Source organism: Micromonospora sp. NPDC049049 (genome assembly GCF_040649115.1).
GTDB lineage: Bacteria > Actinomycetota > Actinomycetes > Mycobacteriales > Micromonosporaceae > Micromonospora.
This window is the reverse complement of sequence record NZ_JBEZEX010000003.1, coordinates 118,091-134,767: the sequence shown is the minus strand read 5'-3', so window position 1 is coordinate 134,767 and position 16,677 is coordinate 118,091. Positions and strand designations below refer to the sequence as shown.

The window sequence follows — 16,677 nt, the reverse complement described above, 5'->3', positions numbered from 1 at the left end:
GACCCCACTGCTGCCGGGTCGGGTCGTCCGCAGGCGGCGGCGTGCTCCGCAGCGGCACCGTCTCATCGACCGGTGGTGAGCTGTCAGGCCCGTTGGGCGGGCGCTGGTACGGATCGTCCGGCTGGTCGGAACCCGTAGGTCCGTAGGTCGTCATGTCATCCCCGGGGGTGGGTGGTCTCAGCGTTGCTTGAGGCAGAGGACGAAGTCGAGAGTGTCCAGCTCACTGTCGAAGAAATACCAGTTGGTGTAGCCCTCGACCTTGCCGCATTTGGCCTCGGCGTCCCGCTCGCCGCTGGTCGGGCCGTCGATCCGGCTCAGCACCTCGTACGACTTCGCGGTACAGCCGCTGATCAGCAGCTTCGGCTTGCCACCAGCGGTGCCGTCGTTGCGGACGCACTGGCCGACCTTCGCGAACCGGGGATCGGCCGACGACTCCGGCGCGGCCGCGCTTGGCGCGGGCTCGACCGCGTCGGCGCTGGGTTCACCGGCAACGGCCGAGTTGCTCGGCGCGGCTGCCGGCGGCGGGTCGCTCGGCCCACTGCGCAACCAGAACGCCCCGGCGGCGGCCACCACCAGCAGCAGTACGACGGCCAGTACCGCGATCAGCGGCCCCCGACCGCGCCGGCTCGATGCCGGATCCTCGCCGTACGGGTCGTCGGGCCGGTACGGCTGCCCGCCGTACGTCGGGGTCGGCTGGTACTGGCCGCCGTAGGGCGGGCTGGGCTCGTGGCCGTAGGGCGTGGCCGTACCGCCGCCGTAGGGCGCGTCGGATGCCGCACCGTAGGGCGCGTCCGGTGCCGCACCGTAGGGCGGGGAGGGTGGGCCGCCGTACGCCCCGGGTCGTCCCTGCGGTGCGGGCGGGTACGACGGGACCGCCGGCGGGTAGGGCTCCGCCGCGGGCGGGTAGGGCTGCTGCGGCGGTCGACCGGGCGTCTCGTCGGGTCTTTGCCCACGCCACGGCCCCGGGTGGCCGCTCCCCGGTTGTCCGTAGTTCGTCATGCCGCCCTCCTGCACAAGTGGTGAGAGGCCGGCCACCAAAGCGCGACGCGGGCTCCGGGGTCACCGTAGCGTGGTCCACTGATGAGCTCACCTCCACCGAGCGCCACGGCCCTCGCCGGCCGTCGTGCCAACAGCACACCGACAGTGATCTGGACCGCGTTGATCGTGGTCTACGTGCTCTGGGGGTCGACCTATCTGGCCATCCGGATCACAGTGGAGACACTGCCTCCGCTGCTGTCGGCCGCGCTCCGCTTCGCCGTGGCCGGCCTGGTCCTGGCGGTGGTGCTGCGACTGCGGCGAGGCCCCGGCGCGCTGCGGGTGGACCGACGGCAACTCGGCTCGGCCGCCTTGGTCGGGGTACTCCTGCTCAGCGCCGGCAACGGCCTGGTGGTGCTCGCCGAATCGGGGCCACCGGGAGTGGCGCTGCCGTCCGGGATCGCCGCGCTGCTGGTGGCCACGGTGCCGCTGCTGGTCGTGCTGTTGCGCTCGGCCACCGGGGACCGGCCGCCGATCTGGACGTTCGCCGGAGTCACGGTGGGCTTCGCCGGCCTCGTCCTGCTGGTGCTGCCGAGCGGTAGTTCGGCAGCGGTGCCCCTGGTCGGGGCGCTGACAGTGGTGGCGGCGGCCACCTCCTGGTCGGTCGGGTCGTTCCTGTCCGGACGGATCCGGATGCCCGCCGACCCGTTCGTGGCCACGGTGTACGAGATGATGGCCGGCGCGCTGGTGCTGGTGGCCCTCGCCGCCGGTCGGGGCGAACTGGCCGACTTCCACCCGGCGGCGGTGAGCACCCGGTCCTGGTTGGCGTTGGGCTACCTCATGGTGGCCGGCTCGCTGGTGGCTTTCACCGCGTACGTCTGGCTGCTGCACAACGCGCCGATCTCGCTGGTGTCGACGTACGCCTACGTGAACCCGGCGGTTGCGGTGGCGCTCGGCGCGCTGCTGGTGGCCGAGCCGATCACCCCGCAGGTGCTGCTCGGCGGTGCCGTCATCGTCGCCGGGGTCGCCGTGGTGGTGACCACCGAACGGCCGCGTCGGGCGGGCACGAGATCACGATCGGGGGATACGCCGGCATCACGATCGGGGGACACACCGGTGCGCGACCGCCAGTAACGTCCGGCCCATGTCGGCCGCCGCGCTGGTGTCGATCGCGCTGCTCGGCGCGTTGGTCGGCCTCGTCGTACCCCTGGTGTCGCGGTGTTTCGCCACCGCGGACGCCCGGCCACCGGCGTTTTCACTGCCGCAGCCGGTCCGGCGGCCCTGGGTCGGCCCGGTGGTGGCGGCCGGCGTCTTCGCCGGCCTTGCCGTCGCCGTGGGTGACGACCCGGCGCTGCCGGTCTTCCTCGCGGTCGCGGCGGTTGGTCTGGTGTTGGCGCGGGTCGACCTGGCCTGCCTGCGGCTGCCCGACCCGCTGGTCCTCGTCGCCGGGCTGCTGGCCCTCGGAGGGCTGATCACAGCGGCGCTGCTGTCCGGCACTCCCGGCCGGCTGCCCGGCGCGTTGGCAGGTGCGGCAGTCGCGGGCGGGGCGCACGTGCTGCTGGCCCTGCTGCCCGGCTCACGGCTGGGTTTCGGGGACGTGAAACTCGCCGCCGTCCTCGGCCTGCCGCTCGGCTGGTTGGGGTGGGACGCCCTGCTGACCGGGCTGCTCCTGCCGCACGTGCTGCACGGCGGTCTGGTGCTCGCCCTGCTCGTCACCCGAAAGGTGCACCGGACCACCCTGCTACCCCTCGGCCCGGCCCTGCTGGCGGGCGCCTGGCTAGCCGCCCTCCTCCCCTAACACCCCCGCCCCGGCCGGCCCCGCCCCCAGGCTTCGTCGATCTTGCAGTTTCTGCGCCGACATAAGAGGCATCCCACGCACATCGGCAACCGAAAGTGCAAGATCGGCGACGGCTCGGCGGCTCGGGCTTAGATCAGGCGGAGTTGGCGGTCCTTGGGGCGGCGGGGTTCGGCTTCGCCGAAGCGTTCGAAGAGGCCGGGGTCGATGGTGCTGAGGAACGGCGAAGGTGCGCAGTCGCGCTCGGTGCCGTGCCGGGTGCGGCGGGCGGCGTGACTGACGTACAGCCGGTCCTGGGCCCGGGTCAGGCCGACGAAGAAGAGCCGGCGCTCCTCGGCGACGGCGTCCTCGTCGGGCGTCGAGCCCGGCCAGCGCAACGGCAACAACCCGTCCTCGACACCGACCAGGAAGACAACCGGGAACTCCAGGCCCTTCGCGGCGTGCAGGGTGAGCAGCGTGACCGCCTCGGCGCGCGGGTCGAGGGCGTCCACCTCCGCGCCGGTGGCCAACTGCGACAGGAAGGCCTCCAGGTCGTCACCGCAGCGTCGGGCCAGCGGGGTCAGCAGGTCCACGGCCGAGCGGACGTCCTCGGGGCGGACCGCACTGCTGGCGCCGTCCAGGGTGGGCACGGCGAACCGCTCGGCGACCACCTGACCGGCCAGCCGCACCCGGGCGGCAAGTGAGCCGGACAGGCCGTCGGCGTGTCGTAGCTCCCGGGCGATGGCCGCCACCCCGGGCCGATCCCGCAGCCGGTCGTGGGAACGCTTCTGCACAGGGATGTTGGCCCGGGTCAGGGCGTCCACGATCGGGGCGGCCTGCGCGTCGGTGCGGTACAGCACGGCGATGTCGGAGAACGACAGTGAGGTGGACCGGCCGTCGATGCGGCCCGAGTCCAGCGAGCGGTGCGACAACCCGCCGACCAGATCGTCGACGGTACGCACGACGAAGTCGGCCTCCTCGTTCACCGACGCCGCCGGGTACCGCCCGACCAGCGGAGCTTCCGGGTCGAGCCGGGCCGGGTCCAGCCGCCGGCCCCGGACCAGCGAGGACGGCGCGATGGCCTGCACGGCGGCGGCCAGGATCGGGGCCGACGAGCGGTAGTTGCGGTTGAGTCGGACCAGTCGGGCGTCGGTGAAGTCCTCGGAGAATCGCAGGAAGTAGCCGACGTCGGCACCCCGGAACGAGTAGATGGCCTGGTCCGGGTCGCCGATCGCGCAGAGGTTGCCGTCGGCGGGGCTGAGCAGCCGCAGCAGCTCGTACTGCACCTCGTCGACGTCCTGGTACTCGTCGACGAAGATCCACCGCCAGCGGTCCCGGTACCGGTCGACAAGCTTCCGGTCGGCCCGCAGCAGCTCCACCGGCAGGGTCACCAGTTCGTCCAGGTCGACCAGGTCCTGCTTGCGTAGCAGCGACACGTAAGCGGCGCTGTCGTCGCCGGCCTCGGTGCGTGCCGCCGCCCGCTCGGCGTCGTCGGCGATCCGGAAGTCGGCGGGGAGACCCGCTGCGCCGACGTTCTCCCGCAGGATGGTCAGCCCCAACGCGTGGAACGTACCCACCGTGACGTCCTCGGCGACCGGGCCGAGCAGGCCGTCGAGGCGGTGCCGCAGTTCCTCGGCTGCCCGACGGGTGAAGGTGATCGCGAGGCAGTGCTCGGGGAAGACGTTCAGCTCCGCGCAGAGGTACGCGATCCGGTGGGTGAGCGTCCTGGTCTTGCCGGTGCCCGGACCGGCCACGATGAGCAGCGGACCGCCGGGTGCGGAGGCGGCCACCCGCTGCATGGCGTCCAGTCGGTCCAGCAGGCCGGTGCCGACCTCCTCCATGCCGGAGAGCATCGGCTCGAACGGCTCGTGCGGAGACGGCGGTGACGCGATCGGCGGCGCGGGCGCCGGGACCGGCTTCCGCTTCGGCTCCGCCTTGGCCGCCGCCGGGCGCTTGGCCGCGACCCGTGGAGCCGGCTCCGAGGGGCGTCGCTGCGCCGGCACCGGTACGTCGAACAGTGTCTCCTGCGCGCCCAGCTCGGCCGGGTCGAAGAGCGTGATCACGCCGTACTCGCCGTCGTAACCGGGCACCCGGCGGACGTCGCCGCGCCGCAGCCGCCCGATGCCCTCCGCGAGGAGCTCACCACCGGCCTGCGCGATCTCGGTCAGCGGCGTCGTGGTCAGGATCTCCAGCTCGGGGCCGAGCGTGGCCAGCAGCTCGTTGAGCCGCCCCTCGACCTTCTTCGACCGGGCACCCACCTTGTTGATCTCGCCGAGGATCTCGCCCAGCGGCACCAGGTGGGTGACGTCCCGGGCGTGCGCCGGCCGGTGTCCGTCCGGCCGGTCCGCCAACTCCTCGATCCGACTGAGGACACCCACGGTGAGGGGTTTGCCGCACTCGGGGCAGCGCCCGTCGGCGGCCCGGGTGCGCTCCGGAGTCCAGTTGACCCCGCACAGCCGGTGCCCGTCCGCGTGGTACTTGCCCTCCTCCGGGAAGAACTCGATGGTGCCGGCCAGGCCGTCACCGGTACGCAGCGCCTCCCGAACGGCGAAGTAGTCCCGTTCGGCGGTCAGCACCGTCGCCTCCCGGCCGAGCGCCGGCGGCGAGTGCGCGTCCGAGTTGGACACCAGTTGGTAGCCGTCCAGGCTGCCGACCCGCCAGTTCATGGCGGGGTCGGAGGAGAGCCCGGTCTCCACGGCGAAGATGTGCTCGGCCAGGTCGGCGTAGCAGTCCGCGATCGCGTCGAAGCCCGACTTCGAGCCCAGCGCGGAGAACCAGGGAGTCCAGATGTGTGCCGGCACCAGGTAGCCGTCCGGGCTGGCCTCCAGGGTGATCTCCAGCAGGTCGCGGGAGTCCAGTCCGAGGATCGGCCGGCCGTCGGAGCCGAGGTTGCCGATCCGGCCCAGGGCGGTGTTGAACCGGGCCACCGCGTCCAGATCCGGCAGGTAGATCAGGTGGTGCACCTTGCGGGTCCGGTCGTCCCGCTTGTAGATGGTGGAGATTTCCACGCTCAGCATGAACCGGACCGGGTCCGCCTCCGCGTTCGGCGCGAGTCGGGGTGGCAGCCGCCGGGCGAGGTCCCGTTCCGCCTCCGGGTCGAGCCGGTAGAGCCCCGGTTCGGCCGGGCGCAGCGTCTCCCGCAGGTGGTCGTACCAGGCGGGGTGGGTGAAGTCGCCGGTGCCGAGCAGGCCGATGCCCTTACGCCGGGCCCACCACGCGAGGTTCGGCAGGGTGAGGTCACGGCTGCACGCGCGCGAGTACTTCGAGTGGATGTGCAGGTCCGCGACGAATGGCGGTAGGCCACCGGGGGGTGCGGCGCTGAACGGGGGCACGCCGCATCCTGTCACGCCCGCCGCGCCGGCCACCCGCCGCCACGCGCGGACGTGACCTCCGCTATGCCGAGCGCAGCTCGACCAGACTGATCTGCGGCTCGGCCCCGACCCGGACCGGTGGCCCCCAGAAACCGGCGCCGTTGGTCACGTAGACCTTCGTGCCGTCGACCTCGCCGAGGCCGCTGACCACCGGCTGTTCGAGCCTGACGGCCAGGTTGAACGGCACCATCTGCCCACCGTGGGTGTGCCCGGACAGTTGCAGGTCGACGCCGTAGCGGGCGGCCTCCTTCGCCGCCAGCGGCTGGTGCGCGAGCAGGACCACGGGACGGCTCGGGTCGCGGTCGCCGAGGGCGGCGGCGAAGTCCGGGCCGGCGGCGAGGCCGGTGCCGGCCCCGGTGAGGTCGTTCACGCCGGCCAGGTCGAGCACACCACCCCGAGCCTGGATCTCCTGCCGCTGGTTCTGTAGGACCCGTAGGCCGAGCCGGTCGACCTCCTGGACCCACTCCTCCACCCCGGAGTAGTACTCGTGGTTGCCGGTGACGAAGAAGTTGCCGTACCGGGAGCGCAGGTTACGCAAGGGCTCGGCGGCCGCGCCGAGTTCGGCGACGGACCCGTCAACCAGGTCGCCGACCACCGCGACCAGGTCCGCGTCGAGCCGGTTGATCGCGGCGACGATCCGCTCGGTGTGCGCCCGGCCGCGCAGCGGACCGAGGTGGATGTCGGAGACGGTGGCGATGCGCAGGCCGTCCATGCTGCGGGGGAGTTTGGCGAGCGGGATGCGTACCCGGTCGAGCTGGGGTGGACCGAGTGCCGTGCGAACGCCGTACCCCACGATGCCTGTGGCGGTGAGACCGGCGAAGATGGCGGCCCCACGGGCGAGCACCAACCGACGGGACGGGTCGTGGTCCGGTGCCGCGACGGCGTCGGCGGCCGGCGGGTCGGTCGGCCCGGCGGCCCCGACGAGCACCGGCTCGGGCGCGGCGGTGGTGGGCTCCGCGGCGACCACCCGGCGGCGCAGCACCAGCCGGGCGACGAGCATCGGGACTTCCAGCACGACCAGGACGATCAGCAGGTAGAACATCAGCGCGAGCCACAGGTAGCCGGGCCAGGCGAGCCAGTAGAGCCCGGCCTGTGTGCCGGCCATCGTGACCGGCACGAGCAGTGCCAGCACCACTGCGGCGATCCCGCCGACCCGTCGCCAGCGGCCCGGCGCGGTGGCGTCCCGAACGAGCCGCTTCCACAGGTAGAGGTGGATGAGGCCGGTGACCAGCGCCAGGACAGCCACGAACCCCAGAACCGCCATCATGTGTGAAGCCTCCCTCAGCCGCCCGCGAACGGGGGTAGGACATCGATCGTGGACCCGGCCGGTAGGGGGGTCTGACGATCATGACAGCTGACGCCGTTCACGAGGAAACTCGCCACCCGCAGCACCCCGGCGAGCCGGTCGCCGTGCTGCTCGGTCAGCTCGGCCGTGAGGTCGTCGAGTGACCGCCCAGCCGGCACGATCTCCTCGGCGCGGCCGGCGGCGGCGCGGGCGCCCGCGAAGTAGCGGATGGTCAGCGTCGTCGACTCCACGCTCAGCCTCCGATCGCTGACATCGGGCGGGTCGGCTGGAGGAAGGTGGGATCGTCGATGCCGTGCCCGGCACGCTTGCCCCACATCGCGGTACGCCAGCGCCGGGCCAACTCGTCGTCGTCGGCACCGGTGCGCAGCGCGGCGCGCAGATCCGACTCTTCGGTGGCGAAGAGGCAGGCGCGGACCTGGCCGTCGGCTGTCAACCGGGTGCGGTCGCAGTCCCCGCAGAAGGGGCGGGTGACGCTGGCGATCACGCCGACCCGGGCGGGGCCTCCGTCGACCAGCCAGGTCTCCGCCGGTGCCGCGCCGCGCTCGGTCGGGTCGGGGCTCAGATCGAAGACGGTACGCAGTGACGCCAGGATCTCCTCGGCGGTGACCATGGTGTCGCGGGCCCAACCGTGCTGGGCGTCCAACGGCATCTGCTCGATGATTCGCAGCTGGTAGTCGTGCTCAAGGGCGAAGCGGAGCAGCGCCGGCGCCTCGTCCTCGTTGACACCACGCATCAGCACTGAATTGATCTTCACGGGGCTGAGCCCGACGGTCGCCGCACCGGCGAGCCCGGCCAGCACCGCGTCGAGGCGGGGGCGCCGGGTGAGCTTGGTGAACCGGTCCGGGTCCAGGGTGTCCAGTGAGACGTTCACCCGGTCCAGGCCGGCCGCCCGCAACGCCGGGGCCAGTCGGTCCAGGCCGATGCCGTTGGTGGTCAGCGAGACCCGGGGGCGGGGTTCGAGGGCGGCGACCGCCGTCACGATGTCGACCAGCCCGGCTCGGATCAGCGGCTCACCGCCGGTGAACCGCACCTCGGTCACGCCGAGCAGCTCGACAGCCACCCGGACCAGCCGGACGATCTCCTCGTCGGTCAGCAACTCGGGGCCGGCCAGCCAGGGGAGCCCTTCCGCCGGCATGCAGTAGGTGCAGCGCAGGTTGCACTTGTCGGTGAGGGACACGCGCAGGTCCCGGGCGACACGGCCGTACCGGTCGACGAGGACGCCGTCGATCCCCGGGGCGACGTTCACCTGTCGACCGTAGCGCGCTCGGCCCGGCTCAGGACGCCACGGGCGGTCTGGACGACCACATCTCGGAAGCTGACGCCGAAGAGTGCTGTGTGCACGAGCAGCAGATGCAGCTGATGCACTGGCACGCGGTCACGCCAACCGTCCGGTAGTGGCCAACTCTCCTGGTAGGCGGCCAGCACCCGATCCAGGTGGGGAATGCCGCCGAAGAGGGCGAGCTGGGCGAGATCCGTCTCCCGGTGCCCGCCGTGCGCCGCCGGGTCGACGAGCCAGGCCCGGTCGTCGAACCCCCACAGCACGTTGCCCGGCCACAGGTCGCCGTGGATGCGCGCGGGCGGCTCGTCGCCGCCGAGCCCGTCGAGGCGACCGATCACCTGCTCGACCAGAGCGGCATCGGCGCTGGTCAGCGCGCCAGCATCGACCGAACGTCGCAGGTAGGGGGCGAGGCGTCGCTCGGCGAACCAGGTCGACCAGCGCCCGCCGGTGAGGGTGTTGTCCTGTGGGAGCGAGCCGATGAAGCCGGGCCAGGCGGCACCGAAGGCGGTTGCGCCCGCCCGGTGCAGCCCGGCCAGCTCCCGACCGAAGCGCTCCGCTGCCTCCGGCGTCGGTTCGCCGGGCTCCACCCAGTCGAGCGCCAGCAGCTCCGGCAACACCACGATCACCTCGGGTACGCCGACAGTGCCCGCCTCCCGCAGCCAGCGCAGGCCGGCGGCCTCGGCGGCGAAGAAGCCCTCCGGCGCCGGTCGGTCGGCGTCTTCCGGCCAGGACTTGGCGAAGACGGAGTGGCCGTCGTCGAGGGTGAGCCGGGCGGCCGCGCAGATGTTCCCGCCGGCGACCGGCGTCTCCCGGAGCCGCTGATGGGTCCGGAAGGTCGGGAGGTGTGCCGGATGTGCGCGCAGGTACGCCAGGTCCATCAGCGCACGGTAACCGCTCCTTACGACAGCCAGGTGTCGCCCGACGACATCGGCGCTCTTTCCGCACCCGCAGGTGGCGCGTGAGCAGGGAAAACACGTTCAGTAACTGTGGATAAGCCGCGTGTCGTCCACAGGGGTGGCAGGGCCCGGCACGCCCGCCGCAGGCTTCCGACATGACCTCGACCGAACGCCCTCAGCTCGCCGTCCGCTCACCCGCCGACCTGATCGCCGCCGTGCCGTACCTGCTCGGCTTCCACCCAACCGACAGCGTCGTCGCCGTGGCGCTGGTCGGCCGACAGATCGTCTTCGCCGCCCGCGCGGACCTGCCCGACCCGACCGAGCTGGGCGGACTGGCCGGGCACCTGGCTGGTGTGCTCCGCCGGCAGGGCGCGGAGGCCGCCACGGTTGTGGGTTACGGGCAACCGGAGCAGGTCACCCCAGCAGTGGACGCGCTGCGCGACGCGTTGAACGATTTCGGGCTGCACGTGCTCGACGCGCTGCGGGTGACCGACGGCCGCTGGTGGTCCTATCTCTGCACCGAGCCCGAGTGCTGCCCGCCCGAGGGTCGCCGCTACGACCCGACCGCCAACCCGGTGACCGCCTCGGCGGTCTTCGCCGGTCAGGTCGCGCTCCCCGACCGGGCCGCCCTGGGGGCGCAGGTGGCACCGGTGGAGGGGCCGGCCCGGGAGGCGGCCCGCGCGGCCACCGCCCGCGCCGAGCTGAGACTGGCCGAGCTGGTCGAGCAGGCATCCGAGAGCGACCTGCTCGGGGCACGGGCGCTGCGCGCCGCCGGGGTGGCGGCGGTCCGCGAGGCCCAGCGTCGGCAGCGGCGTGGTGAGCGGCTCGACGACGACGAGGTGGCCTGGCTGAGCCTGCTGATGACCCACCTGCCGGTCCGCGATCACGCGTGGGAACGCACCGACGGCCGGGACCGGGACATCGCCCTCTGGACCGACGTGCTGCGCCGCGCCGAGCCGGAGGTGGCCGCCGCGCCGGGTGCGCTGCTGGCGTTCGCCGCCTGGCGTGCCGGGCAGGGCGCGTTGGCGGCGGTCGCGCTCGAACGCACGCTGAGCCTGCACCCCGACTACTCGCTCGCGCTGCTGCTGGACGACCTGCTCCGGCGGGGCGTGCCCCCGGCGGAGCTGGACGGCTGGCCGTCGGTCGGAATGCCCGGCGTCATCCGCCCCCGCAAGCGGAGCCGTCGTGGCCGCCGCTGAAGGACGCGATCACCCGCGTGGTAATACCGCAGGTGCTACCGGAATTGATAGGCTGGCGGACGTGACAGTGAAGCGCTCCGTGAGCCTTCCCGACGACGTCGCGGACTGGCTCGACCAGCAGCCCAACGTCTCGGCCGCCATCACCGCGGCGGTACGGGTGCAGATGGCCCGCGTACACCTCGACGAGGTGCTGCGGCGCGCCGGCATCGAGGTGACCGAGGCGGGTAGGGCGCGATGGCGGGAGCGCCTGGCGACACCCATTCCGGCGGACGCCCTGGCTGAGGGACGCCGGATGTTGGGCCGCCCCGGATGAGCGATCAGATCGCCGCCGTGTTCGACGCGTCGGCGCTGACTGCCTACATCGAGGGCAACGTCTCGGTGGGGGAGTTGATGCTGGAGGTCGCCGACGAGGGTCGGCAGGTCGCCGTCCCAGCGACGTGCCTGGCTGTCGCCTTCGCGAGCGTGGCCGACGAGATCGATGCCGCGCTACTGGCCCTGATGATGACTGCCCCGATGATCCGTCTGCTGCCGCTCGACGTCGAGAACGTGCAGGACACCGGCAGGCTGGCCCGTGCCGTGGACGGCGACATCTCGTTCGGCCATGCCGCCCGCGCGGCACTCACCCACGAGGCGCACTACGCGACAGTGCGACCCGAGGTGGCGGCGAAGGTGCTCCCTACCAACTGGAGCATCCTCGACCTGGCGTGACGGGTCTTCCGGCGACGCCTCCGTCAAAGGATGTACGCGTTGCTCCTGTTCACGGCCGACGCGGCAGGCTCGCCGCCGCCAGAGAATGATCTCGTGGCCGTTCTCCGCATTGGTACGACATGACCCCCGAGTTGCTGCTGTCGCTGGCCGGGCTGGCGTTGATCGACAGCACCAGCATCGGCACCCTCTTCATCCCGGTCTGGTTGCTGCTCGCACCCGGGCCGGTCAACGTCCGGCGGATCCTGGGCTACCTCGCCACCATCGCGGTGTTCTACCTCGCGGTTGGGCTGCTTCTGGTCTGGGGAGGCAGCAGCCTGGGCGACGCGCTGGGCGGCGCCCTGGACAACCGGGGCGTCCTCTGGGCACAACTCGTGCTGGGCGTGGGAATGCTGGCGCTCAGCTTCCGCTACGACGGCAAGCGGCGTCCCCGTACCGGTGGCGTCCTGCGCTGGCGGGACCGGGCCACCGCCGGAGATTCCTCGGCACGCTGGTTGGTCGGGCTGGCGCTGCTCGCGGCGCTGGCCGAGGTGGCGACCATGCTTCCGTACCTCGGTGCGGTGGGTCTGTTGGCCACATCGGAGGTGGGAGCGGCGAGCGTGGTGGTGCTGCTCGCCGGATACTGCCTGGTCATGGTGCTGCCGGCGGTGCTGCTGCTGGGTGCCAGAGTGGCCCGCCCGCGACTGGTCGAGCCGGTGCTGGCCCGCCTGAACACCTGGATCGTCACGAAGGCGGGCAGCGCGTTGGGCTGGATCCTCGGCATCGCCGGTTTCCTGATCGCCCGTGACGCCGCCGCAAGGCTGGCCCTGTTCGACCTGATCGACCGGATCGGTCGCTGACGGGCCGCTCGGGTCAGGCTGGCTGCTCCACGGTGATCCGGTGCGGCCCGGTGTAGACGTTCATGGTCCGCCCGCGCAGGAAGCCGACAAGTGTCATCCCCGCCTCGTCGGCCAGTTCCGCGGCGAGGGTGCTCGGGGCGGACACCGCTGCCAGCAGCGGCAACCCCGCCATCCACGCCTTCTGGGTCAGCTCGAAGCTGGCCCGCCCGGAGACCAGCAGCAGGTGCCCGGTGAGCGGCAGCCGGCGTTCCCGCACGGCCCAGCCGATCACCTTGTCCACGGCGTTGTGCCGGCCCACGTCCTCCCGGAGCACCACCAGCTCACCGTCGGGGGTGAACAACCCCGCCGCGTGCAGCCCGCCGGTCCGATCGAAGCCGCGCTGGGCGGCGCGCAACCGGTCGGGCAGCTCGGCGAGCAGCGTGGCCGGGACGCTGAGCGGGTCCGCCGCGACCGGAAAGAGCGATCGGGTGCGTACCGCGTCGATGCTGGCCTTGCCGCAGACACCGCAGGAGCTGGTCGTGTAGAAGTTCCGGGACGGGTCGGTGGTCGGTTCCGGTACGCCGGGGGCGAGCACCACGTCCACCACGTTGTACGTGTTCGGCGTCTCCGCGCCGGCACAGAGTTGCGCGGTCAACACGTCGTCGGTCGACCGGATCAGCCCCTCCGTCAGCAGGAACCCGATGGCCAGGTCCAGATCGTCGCCGGGAGTACGCATGGTGACGGCGAGCGGCCGGCGTCGGCCGGGGCCTGCCGCGCCGACCCGGATCTCCAGCGGCTCCTCCACGGCGAGCGTGTCCGGTCGGCGGATCGCCCCGCGTCCGGCGGTCGCCGCGTCCAGGTCGATCCGGAGTACGCCCCGTCGATCAGTTGCCCGTCCCATCCCGCCATCCTCCACCCCCCGCCGGCACACCCGCACGACCACCGGCCATCGGGCACCCGGCGGCGCCGTCCGACCGATGCCCCTCCGATCCGGTCCGCCGGCGGTGCCCGGGGGGTGATCCACTCGTGTTCCTTGAAGTCGGGGTATCCCCGGCACCGGGACACCGCGCTTTCGGCGAATCCGAGTGGATCATGGTGTTCGTTCGCCGCGCTGGGTTCGCGCAGCCGCCCGACATCTGGGTGGGACCGGTCCCGGCTACGGTGGCCGGGTGGGGACGTACGCCGCCGTGGTGCTCGCGGGTGGGGCCGCCCGACGGATGGGCGGCCTCGACAAACCCGCGCTTCCGATCGGCGGCCGGCCGATGCGCGACCGGGTGCTGGCCGCAGTCGCCGACGCGACGCCGCGGGTGCTTGTCGGTGCGGCCGACGCCGTGCCGGCGGGCGTCCGGGTCGTCCGGGAGGACCCGCCCGGCGGGGGCCCGGTCGCCGCGGCGGCGGCCGGGCTGGCACTGCTGGACACCGACGTCACCTTGGTCGCGCTGCTCGCCGCCGACCTGCCGCTGCTCACCCGGGCCGCGATCGAGGACCTGCTGCACCACCTCGATCGGAAGATCCCCGACACCGGTTCGGCGGGCGGCCCCACCGATCCGGCACCGCCGGCCCGCGACGGCCTCGCCGCACCGTTGATCCGTGACGGCCTCGCCGCACCGCCGGCTCGCGACGGCCTCGCGCAGGCCCGCGACGGCCTCGGCGGCGGTGAGCGACCCGACGGGGCGTGCTTCGTGGACGGCGGTGGGCGGCGGCAGTCGCTCTGCGGCATCTGGCGGGTGACCGCGCTGCGGGCGGCGGTGGACCGGTTGGCGGTCGAGCGGGGCGGCAGCTTGTCCGGGGCCCCGGTCCGGGCGTTGCTGGCGGGGCTCGTCGTGTCGGAGGTGGCCTGGTCCGGCGAGGGCCCGCCGCCGTGGTTCGACTGCGACACTGACGAGGACGTACGCCGGGCGGAGGAGTGGGCGCGATGACGGTGATGGACGACTGGGTCACGGCGGTGTGTGCCGAGTTGGATCTGGACCCGACCGCGGTGCCGGTGCCGGCGGTGCTGGATCTGGCCCGGGACGTCGCCCACCAGGTGCTGCGTCCGGGTGCGCCGGTCACCGCGTACCTCTTCGGGTTGGCGGTTGGCCGGGGCGCGGACCCGGCGGACGCCGCGGCCCGGCTCAGCGCGCTGGCGGGCGCCTGGCCGGTCGAGCTGGGCGCCGACCCCACGGACCCGACGGCCCCCTGACCGCCGCTGTCCGATCCCGGTCCGGGCTGATCCGACCCACGGGCGGCGTGGGTAGGGTGATCGTGACGGACGGAGGCGATCATGACGGCTGACCACCCCTCGGCGCCGCACGGTGAGCTGCCCGGCGCTTCGATTGAGCCGGCGGAATCGATCCTGCTCGACGAGCCCAGCACCACCGACCTGCGGGCGAAGGTGACCGAGGCGTGGCGGGAGTTCGCCCGTGCGCTCGCCGTACGGCTGCGGGAACTTCCCGTCGGCGCAAACCTCGACCTGACCCTGGACCCCACCGCCTCCGGCACCGGGGACGCTGTCTATTCGATCAGCGTCGACGTGGACGCGGACCGGGTGTTGTCCGCCCGCGCGGTCGGCAACGCCGCTCTGCCGGCGGGCTACCGACTGGACCGGGGCGCGGTGGCGGACATGGTCGCGCTCGGTTGGTCCCCGCCCGGGGTGGTCGCCGGCTCTGGCGGTTCCTTCGGGCTGAACGCCACGACGGCCGAGTCGACCCAGGTCGCCACCCTGCTCTCCCGCACGCTGCGGGACGTCTACGGCGCTCCGCACCCGGCCTTCCTCGTCTATCTGGTGCACGACGCCGAGGGCGAGCCGTTGGCCGTGGAACCGCTGGGCACCGCTCGCAGCGAGTTCGGTCCGGACGCCGACGTCGAGGCGGACCTGGAGGAGGCGTTGGCCGAGGCGGCCGCCGCGCAGGTCGAGCAGGACGACGTGCTCGACCTGGCCGATCGGGTCCGAACCGTGGTCTCCACCATGTTGAAGTCGGACACCGACCGGTTGCAGATCGACTCGGACGGCGACATCACCATCCGCGCCGGCTCGGCGATGGTCTTCGTGCGCGTGCGGGACAACCCGCCCCTGGTGGACGTCTTCTCCCCGGTGCTCACTGAGGTGGAGCCGACCGAGCGGCTCTACGTCAAGCTCTCCGAACTGACGAACCGGATGCCGATCGGCCGCCTCTACTGCGCCGACGACACGGTGTGGGCGTCCATCCCGGTGTTCGGCCGCAACTTCCAGGCGACCCATCTGATGCTGGCGGTGCAGGTGATGACCGGTCTCGCCGACGAGTTGGACGACCGTCTGCACGGCGAGTTCGGCGGCAAGCGGTTCTTCGGTGAGGGTGACAAGCCGGTCCGACGCGACGAGTCGGAGCACCGCACCGGCATGTACCTCTGAGCTCGATCAGGCCACGTCCAGCAGGGTCTTGCCGACCGTCGCGCGCGCCTCGATGGCGGCGTGCGCATCGGCGGCGCGTTCCAGTGGGAAGCGTTGGCCGATGAGCGGTCGCAGGTGGCCGGCCGCCGCGTCCGTCAGGGCCTGTTCGGTGTACGCCCGCAGCCGGGGCGGTGGCACGTCCGGGCGGATCATGGTGACCTGACGCGCCGTGGCGGCCTCCGTCGACACCGGGGACCACTCCCCGCTCGCCAGCCCGAAGCTGACCATCCGGCCGCCCGGCGGGAGTAGGTCGAAGGCGGCCCGGGCCACCGAACCACCGACCCCGTCGAGCACCACGTCGACCCCGCCCACCGCGGCGCGGACCTGCTCGGCCCACTCGGGCAGCAGGTAGTCGACGGCCAGTTCGGCGCCCAGGCCGGGTAGCAGGTCCACCTTGCGTCGCCCACCGGCCACGCCGATCACCCGTGCCCCGGCGCGGACCGCGAGCTGCACCAACAGGCTGCCAACGCCGCCGGCAGCGGCTTCCACCAGCACCCGGTCGCCGGGGCGTACGCCGACCGCCTCGATGAGCATGGTGGCGGTCCGCCCGTCGGCCAGCAGTGCCACCGCCTCGTCCAGAGCCAACCCGGCCGGCACCGCGATCGTCGCCGACGCGTCCACTGCCGCGCGTTCGGCGTAACCGCCGGAACCTCCGGTGGCGCTGACCACTCGTTGCCCGGTCAGCGCCGGGTCGACGTCCGGCCCGACGGCGGTGATCACCCCGCCGACGCCGTTGCCGGGGATCAGCGGTGGGGTGAGGCGGAACGGGCCGGGGTGACCGGCGCGCAGTTGGGTCTCGACGAAGGTGATGTTCGCGTGTGCGACGTCGATCAGCACCTGACCGGGACCGGGGACCGGGTCCGGCGCGGGGCCGGGCACCAGCACCTCGGGCCCGCCGAACTCACGTAACCAGATCGCCCGCATGACAGCCCCCTCGGCCCCGGT

At 72.8% G+C, this 16,677-nt stretch carries 16 protein-coding genes and 1 pseudogene; 9 read left to right on the top strand and 8 right to left on the bottom strand.

The window, feature by feature from the left end:
- Positions 1–177 precede the first annotated feature (177 nt).
- A pseudogene (locus AB0B68_RS04760) lies at positions 178–648 on the bottom strand (hypothetical protein); the annotation flags it as partial.
- A 432-nt stretch (positions 649–1,080) separates the two neighbouring features.
- Here AB0B68_RS04760 and AB0B68_RS04755 point away from each other — a divergent pair.
- On the top strand, positions 1,081–2,109 hold the full coding sequence (locus tag AB0B68_RS04755; RefSeq protein ID WP_357193543.1) for an EamA family transporter: 1,029 nt from the start codon (positions 1,081–1,083) through the stop codon (positions 2,107–2,109).
- Between the two features lie 10 nt (positions 2,110–2,119).
- Positions 2,120–2,773, top strand: a complete 654-nt coding sequence (locus AB0B68_RS04750; RefSeq protein WP_357257873.1) for a prepilin peptidase — start codon at positions 2,120–2,122, stop codon at positions 2,771–2,773.
- A 128-nt stretch (positions 2,774–2,901) separates the two neighbouring features.
- Here the strand turns inward: AB0B68_RS04750 and AB0B68_RS04745 are convergent, their stop codons facing one another.
- The 5 genes from AB0B68_RS04745 to AB0B68_RS04725 all read right to left on the bottom strand — a co-directional run bounded on the left by AB0B68_RS04745 (position 2,902) and on the right by AB0B68_RS04725 (position 9,583).
- Positions 2,902–6,081, bottom strand: a complete 3,180-nt coding sequence (locus AB0B68_RS04745) for a UvrD-helicase domain-containing protein (RefSeq protein WP_357257871.1) — start codon at positions 6,079–6,081, stop codon at positions 2,902–2,904.
- Positions 6,082–6,142: 61 nt separating this feature from the next.
- On the bottom strand, positions 6,143–7,387 hold the full coding sequence (locus tag AB0B68_RS04740; protein ID WP_357257869.1) for a metallophosphoesterase: 1,245 nt from the start codon (positions 7,385–7,387) through the stop codon (positions 6,143–6,145).
- Positions 7,388–7,401: 14 nt separating this feature from the next.
- Complete coding sequence (locus AB0B68_RS04735; protein ID WP_357193553.1) at positions 7,402–7,656, bottom strand: MoaD/ThiS family protein; 255 nt, start codon at positions 7,654–7,656, stop codon at positions 7,402–7,404.
- 2 nt (positions 7,657–7,658) lie between these two features.
- Entirely contained in the window at positions 7,659–8,672 is a 1,014-nt protein-coding gene (gene moaA, locus AB0B68_RS04730) for a GTP 3',8-cyclase MoaA (protein ID WP_357257867.1), read from the bottom strand.
- Positions 8,669–9,583 carry a fructosamine kinase family protein gene (locus tag AB0B68_RS04725; RefSeq protein WP_357193559.1) on the bottom strand — a complete coding sequence of 305 codons (915 nt, stop codon included), beginning with the start codon at positions 9,581–9,583 and terminating at the stop codon, positions 8,669–8,671. The genes moaA and AB0B68_RS04725 overlap by 4 nt, the downstream gene beginning before the upstream one ends.
- Positions 9,584–9,756: 173 nt before the next feature.
- Here AB0B68_RS04725 and AB0B68_RS04720 point away from each other — a divergent pair, with 173 nt between their 5' ends.
- The 4 genes from AB0B68_RS04720 (at position 9,757) to AB0B68_RS04705 (ending at position 12,344) form a co-directional block, all read left to right on the top strand.
- Positions 9,757–10,800: a DUF4192 domain-containing protein gene (locus AB0B68_RS04720; protein WP_357193562.1), complete on the top strand. Its 1,044-nt coding sequence runs from the start codon at positions 9,757–9,759 to the stop codon at positions 10,798–10,800.
- A 61-nt stretch (positions 10,801–10,861) separates the two neighbouring features.
- A complete protein-coding gene (locus tag AB0B68_RS04715) occupies positions 10,862–11,113 on the top strand; it encodes a hypothetical protein (protein WP_357193565.1) in 252 nt (83 codons plus the stop codon).
- Positions 11,110–11,508 carry a hypothetical protein gene (locus tag AB0B68_RS04710; RefSeq protein ID WP_357257865.1) on the top strand — a complete coding sequence of 133 codons (399 nt, stop codon included), beginning with the start codon at positions 11,110–11,112 and terminating at the stop codon, positions 11,506–11,508. Before AB0B68_RS04715 ends, AB0B68_RS04710 begins: the two co-directional genes overlap by 4 nt.
- Positions 11,509–11,627: 119 nt before the next feature.
- Positions 11,628–12,344 (top strand): GAP family protein, encoded by a 717-nt coding sequence (locus AB0B68_RS04705; protein ID WP_357257863.1) that lies wholly within the window; start codon positions 11,628–11,630, stop codon positions 12,342–12,344.
- Positions 12,345–12,357: 13 nt separating this feature from the next.
- On the opposite strand, the gene fdhD is transcribed toward AB0B68_RS04705, so the two are convergent.
- Positions 12,358–13,224 carry a formate dehydrogenase accessory sulfurtransferase FdhD gene (fdhD, locus tag AB0B68_RS04700; protein WP_357257860.1) on the bottom strand — a complete coding sequence of 289 codons (867 nt, stop codon included), beginning with the start codon at positions 13,222–13,224 and terminating at the stop codon, positions 12,358–12,360.
- 268 nt (positions 13,225–13,492) lie between these two features.
- Between fdhD and AB0B68_RS04695 the strand changes: the two genes are divergently transcribed.
- The 3 genes from AB0B68_RS04695 (at position 13,493) to AB0B68_RS04685 (ending at position 15,693) form a co-directional block, all read left to right on the top strand.
- Positions 13,493–14,242 (top strand): NTP transferase domain-containing protein, encoded by a 750-nt coding sequence (locus tag AB0B68_RS04695; RefSeq protein ID WP_357257858.1) that lies wholly within the window; start codon positions 13,493–13,495, stop codon positions 14,240–14,242.
- On the top strand, positions 14,239–14,505 hold the full coding sequence (locus AB0B68_RS04690) for a DUF6457 domain-containing protein (protein WP_355004496.1): 267 nt from the start codon (positions 14,239–14,241) through the stop codon (positions 14,503–14,505). Before AB0B68_RS04695 ends, AB0B68_RS04690 begins: the two co-directional genes overlap by 4 nt.
- An 81-nt stretch (positions 14,506–14,586) precedes the next feature.
- Positions 14,587–15,693, top strand: coding sequence for a hypothetical protein (locus AB0B68_RS04685; protein WP_357193579.1), 1,107 nt, complete (start codon positions 14,587–14,589; stop codon positions 15,691–15,693).
- 6 nt (positions 15,694–15,699) lie between these two features.
- On the opposite strand, the gene AB0B68_RS04680 is transcribed toward AB0B68_RS04685, so the two are convergent.
- On the bottom strand, positions 15,700–16,656 hold the full coding sequence (locus AB0B68_RS04680) for a zinc-binding dehydrogenase (RefSeq protein WP_357257856.1): 957 nt from the start codon (positions 16,654–16,656) through the stop codon (positions 15,700–15,702).
- Between the last annotated feature and the right edge of the window lie 21 nt (positions 16,657–16,677).